The 4,291-nt window shown below is 45.6% G+C and carries 6 protein-coding genes and 2 pseudogenes; 4 read left to right on the top strand and 4 right to left on the bottom strand.

What is annotated here, in order from left to right:
- Positions 1–317: 317 nt before the first annotated feature.
- From AB7U36_RS19560 to AB7U36_RS19545, 4 genes and pseudogenes are all read left to right on the top strand, one after another.
- A pseudogene (locus AB7U36_RS19560) lies at positions 318–581 on the top strand (ATP-binding protein); the annotation flags it as partial.
- An 11-nt stretch (positions 582–592) separates the two neighbouring features.
- Positions 593–931 carry a response regulator gene (locus AB7U36_RS19555; protein WP_428161315.1) on the top strand — a complete coding sequence of 113 codons (339 nt, stop codon included), beginning with the start codon at positions 593–595 and terminating at the stop codon, positions 929–931.
- Positions 932–1,077: 146 nt separating this feature from the next.
- Positions 1,078–1,578 (top strand): GatB/YqeY domain-containing protein, encoded by a 501-nt coding sequence (locus tag AB7U36_RS19550; RefSeq protein WP_428161314.1) that lies wholly within the window; start codon positions 1,078–1,080, stop codon positions 1,576–1,578.
- Positions 1,565–2,203 (top strand): class I SAM-dependent methyltransferase, encoded by a 639-nt coding sequence (locus AB7U36_RS19545; RefSeq protein WP_428161313.1) that lies wholly within the window; start codon positions 1,565–1,567, stop codon positions 2,201–2,203. The genes AB7U36_RS19550 and AB7U36_RS19545 overlap by 14 nt, the downstream gene beginning before the upstream one ends.
- 136 nt (positions 2,204–2,339) lie before the next feature.
- Here AB7U36_RS19545 and AB7U36_RS19540 read toward each other — a convergent pair.
- The 4 genes and pseudogenes from AB7U36_RS19540 to AB7U36_RS19525 form a co-directional block, all read right to left on the bottom strand.
- Positions 2,340–2,582 (bottom strand): annotated as a pseudogene (locus AB7U36_RS19540) (transposase family protein); the annotation flags it as partial.
- 452 nt (positions 2,583–3,034) lie between these two features.
- Positions 3,035–3,421 (bottom strand): Hsp20/alpha crystallin family protein, encoded by a 387-nt coding sequence (locus AB7U36_RS19535; protein WP_428161312.1) that lies wholly within the window; start codon positions 3,419–3,421, stop codon positions 3,035–3,037.
- Positions 3,422–3,461: 40 nt separating this feature from the next.
- On the bottom strand, positions 3,462–3,908 hold the full coding sequence (locus AB7U36_RS19530; protein WP_428161311.1) for an Hsp20/alpha crystallin family protein: 447 nt from the start codon (positions 3,906–3,908) through the stop codon (positions 3,462–3,464).
- A gap of 195 nt (positions 3,909–4,103) precedes the next feature.
- The coding region (locus AB7U36_RS19525; RefSeq protein ID WP_428161310.1) for a helix-turn-helix domain-containing protein at positions 4,104–4,291 on the bottom strand (188 nt) is incomplete at its 5' end.

The following is a 4,291-nucleotide window of genomic DNA, read 5'->3' as shown; positions in this document are numbered from 1 at the left end:
TTAGTAACGATAATTATTAATATACGTTATCCTGATAATTTAGATTGAGAATGTCAAAAAAATAAACACAACGAAACAATTTTTTAAAATGCTATATGCAAAAACCTAACCGGACACCACTGATTTTGAACCTGCCGGATGGAAAAATTCCAGTGCATTTTAATTGCGCCGCAGTTACGCTGTCTTTCCGGGCTGAAATTTCCTTGAGGATTTGCGTCGTGTAGGTTGAAAAATAGTTGGGTTTGAAATCAATATAATCCAGCCCCAGGTCCTCTGCCAGACAGCAAACCGCGCCAGATCACTGTGATTCTCTTCCACGCATGGACAAGGCTGTTCAAGACTGCCTGTTCGAGCCTTTCTTCACCACGAAAAAACCAAACGAGGGTACCGGCCTGGGGCTGGCAACCACTTACGGCATCGTCAAACAGAACAAGGGGTTCATCAACGTATACAGCGAACCCGGCAACGGCACGACATTCAGGATCTACTTCAGTGCCTACAAAGGCGATGACAACAATTATCAGCCCCCCAGGGACACAGGCGATGCGCTTACAGGGGCTGTGAGACCATTCTTCTTGTAGAGGACGAGGCCATGATCCTGAACTTCTGTACAAAGACACTGAACAAACTGGGATACCGGGTACTCAAAGCCGATTCCCCCCACCAGGCCTTGTCTGTTGCCGACCGTCACGGCAGCGGAATTGACCTGCTTCTCACCGACGTGATTATGGCCAAGATGAGCGGCAAAGAACTTGCCGGCGCACTGCAGCGTAATTTCCCATCCCTGAAAACCCTTTACATGTCCGGATATACAGCCAACGTCATTGCCCGCCACGGAATTCTGGACGAAGGAGTGATGTTCCTTCAAAAGCCCTTTTCCAGAGAGGTGCTTGCCCAAAAAGTCAGGGAAGCCCTTTCCAGCCCCAATTGATCCTTTTTCGTCCTGACCAATCTCCCCGCGGTCCAATAAATCCCTGGCCCTACCCGGCCAGACTCTGGTATAGACATCAATAAATTAAGAGATACAATTAACCCGCGCATCCGGCAACGGCATCATAAAAAAGGAGAATGCAGGCAATGGCAGAAAACACAGCTCAATATGGATGGGATGCATCACTGGGGATTTCCCTCTATGATAAAATCCGGCAGGATATGAAAACATCCATGCTTAAAAAAGATACAGGCGTAAGGGATACCATGCGCCTGATTATGGGGGCGTTTCCCGAAATCACTGTGCCCATCACCCTTGGGAGCGGGAAAAAATCCACCCGGGCAAAAACGCCGGAAGAGATCACGGATGAGGATATCCATAATATCATCCGAAAGTTCGTCAAATCTGAAAAAACCGTACTGGAGATAAAAAAAGAGACATCTTCTGATTATCTGGAACTCTTAGAATCTTATCTGCCCAAAATGGCGGCTACGGAAGCCATTGAAGCCTGGATAAAAACCAATATAGATTTTTCTGCCATTAAAAGCCCCACCCAGGCCATGGGCGCCGTTATGAAGCATTTTGGGAAGCTTGCTGACGGGAACCAGGTCAAGGCCATTCTCCAGGGAATGAGTGCCCAAAAATGAAACGTCACCCATGGGGCATTCAACTTTAAACTATTACAGTCAACATTCCCTGAAAGTGGCTGAAAGGTATGAATCGGCTGATGTCACACAACTGCATGAATTTCTTTTATCCAGCCTGAGACCAGGCGGCAGACTTCTGGAGCTCGGGTGCGGCTCCGGCAGGGATGCCGCCTTTATGACCCGCCAGGGGTTCAAAGTACTGGCTACAGATGGCTCGGCAGCAATGGTGCAACAGACAAAAATACACCACCCCGAACTTGCGGGGCATGTGAATCACTTAAAACTGCCGGATGGGCTGTCATATAACCTAGGGGAGTTTCACGGAATATATGCCGTTGCCGTTCTGATGCATCTTTCCGTACAGGAAATTGAGACAACAATTGGGGCTGTTAATGCGCTTCTGGCAGCAAAGGGCCGATTTATATTTTCTGTTCCGTCCCGACGGGATGACGTCATGACAAATGAGTTTGATTCTAAAGGCCGGAGGTTCACTGCATTATCACCGGCTGGATGGAAAGAGTTATGCCTGAAACACGATCTGCAACTTGTTCGGACCATGATTTGCCAGGATGGCCTGGAAAGGGGCGGAGTTATGTGGATGAACTGTCTGGCAGAAAAGCCTTAGGGCCTCGAAAAAAAAACAAATCGAATTACGGGAATTATAAATGAACGAAAAAAACTGACCGAAAAACTCAAACTGATAGAAGCGCTTTTTGCCGGAGCGACCACTGACGGAAAAAGGATGCAGCGTTTAACGCCCTTCAAAGAATCAGGGATCGGTTAAACGAGATAAAAAGGGAAGATCCGCCTGTGGAGTATAAATTTTCCATGGCGGATGGTTGGTCCAGAAAATTAGACATTTTCGGAAATAAGGGATCAGTTCCATATTGCATGTGAATCCAATAAGTTGACTGACTCAAACTCAGACCGAAACAGACGGCGATCACCTGTTGAAGAGGGTAGGTTTTCAGATAAAAGAGGATAAAAAACAATCGTTCTTCGACCGACTGGAGTTTCGGTTTACGTTCTCTTCTGCTTTTTCAAAAACGGGCAATAGAGAGTCGAATTTGGATTTTGTGAGACCCGTCATAGATATCATGGCAGAAGGATTTTTTATTGTAGTCTTATAAAAAATCATGAGAGGAGGCTCCATTATAGAATTTAAAAACAATCAAACTGTCAGCATTTTTGCTGACAGTTAAAGATCATTCTTATTTCCGAAAATATTTTTTGTGTCCTCATGTGTCTGTTGCAACGAAAAACCGCGTGTTTCAAGATTCATGGGGAGGTATCGAAGTCCTTTCACGCTTGCGACAGGAGTTCGAATCCCCTTGGGGACGCCACTTAAAAATAAAGGCTTTTCAGAATATTCTGAAAAGCCTTTTGGTTTTTTATTTAACAAGTGGGGTTTCGACCTTGATTCTTTGTGTTCATATGGACAGATAAAGAAAAGGTGCTACGCAGCCTTGACTTCAATCAGTCTGGGTTTGGCAGCTTCAGATTTGGGCAGATGAAGGGTGAGAACCCCATCTTTCAGCTTCGCCGCTACGGTTTCCACGTTAATGGTCTGGGGGATGGAAAAACTTCTGACATATTCAACGTCCACAAATTCCTCCCACTTTGACACGCCCTGGTAGTCCAGCCGGCGGACACCGGAGATGGAGAGCTTGCCGTTTTCAATGTTTACCGTGACATCGTCCTTGTGGACCCCGGGAATATCTGCATAAAGCAGGATTTCATTTTCATTTTCATAAATGTCCACTGCCGGGGTGGCGGTTCTCAGTTCACGGGTTTTCTCAATAGCCTTGTCTTCGGTTCTGGTCATATCTTTTCTGTCAGTCATGGTAACCTCCTGGATTTTATTTTTGTCGTTCATTTTATATTTAATTAATAGCGATCTGTCTGGGTTTGGCGGCCTCTGATTTTGGCAGAGTGAGATACAAAATGCCGTCTTTGAGGGCTGCATCAACTTTTTCCGCATCAACCTCATCGGGCAGGGTAAAGCTGCGTGAGAATGTGGTGGCGGATCTTTCATTCCTGTGGGATTTATACCCCTCGGGTGTTTCAATTTCCCTTTTTCCGCTTATTTCAAGGTAATTGCCCTGGATTTTAATGCTTATGTCATCCTTTGAAATACCAGGGAGTTCAGCCCGCACTTCAAATTTGTCACCGTTTTCCAGAAGGTTGGTTCTGGGTGAATTGGTCTCTAGGGTAAATGCCGGTCCATGCAGGTAAGGCCTGCCAGTTTCATTGAAGAGTCTGTCCATTCTGGCGCGGAGCAGATCCATGGCCCCAAACATTCTGTCGATTTCATTCATTCTTGTAAACATAGTTCATACTCCTTTCTATTTGTTGTTGTTTCCGCCGGATGGCTGATTAAGTTGCCCTTCCGTTTGTTTGAAAATAAAATGAGCATAAAAAATATCCTGTCAACATTAGATTCATTATTTTTTAGAATTAAATAGTAAAGTAATATGAAGCCTAAGAAACAGCGCAGGCCAAAGACCTTTGTTTTAATTCGGAACTCACCGGATAATCTGGGTGGATGAAATGGTATTGATTCCGTACTTGTCTATTTTTGCATGTAGCGTGGGGCGGGATATGTCCAAAAGCCGGGCGGCCTGGGAGCGGTTGCCGTTTGATATTTTCAGCGCTTCTTCCACGGCCATGGCGCAGATGGTATCTGAGAAGAATTCAAAGCTGTGGTCACTAT

The organism is Desulfobacter sp., from assembly GCF_050177295.1.
This window is presented reverse-complemented; position numbering and strand designations above follow the sequence as displayed.

Bases quoted from the DNA above. Each gene is read 5' to 3' on its own strand.
- AB7U36_RS19550 (WP_428161314.1), top strand. From the start codon at position 1,078: ATGGCAGAAAACACAGCTCAATATGGATGGGATGCATCACTGGGGATT.
- AB7U36_RS19555 (WP_428161315.1), top strand. From the start codon at position 593: ATGATCCTGAACTTCTGTACAAAGACACTGAACAAACTGGGATACCGG.
- AB7U36_RS19530 (WP_428161311.1), bottom strand. From the start codon at position 3,908: ATGTTTACAAGAATGAATGAAATCGACAGAATGTTTGGGGCCATGGAT.
- AB7U36_RS19535 (WP_428161312.1), bottom strand. From the start codon at position 3,421: ATGACTGACAGAAAAGATATGACCAGAACCGAAGACAAGGCTATTGAG.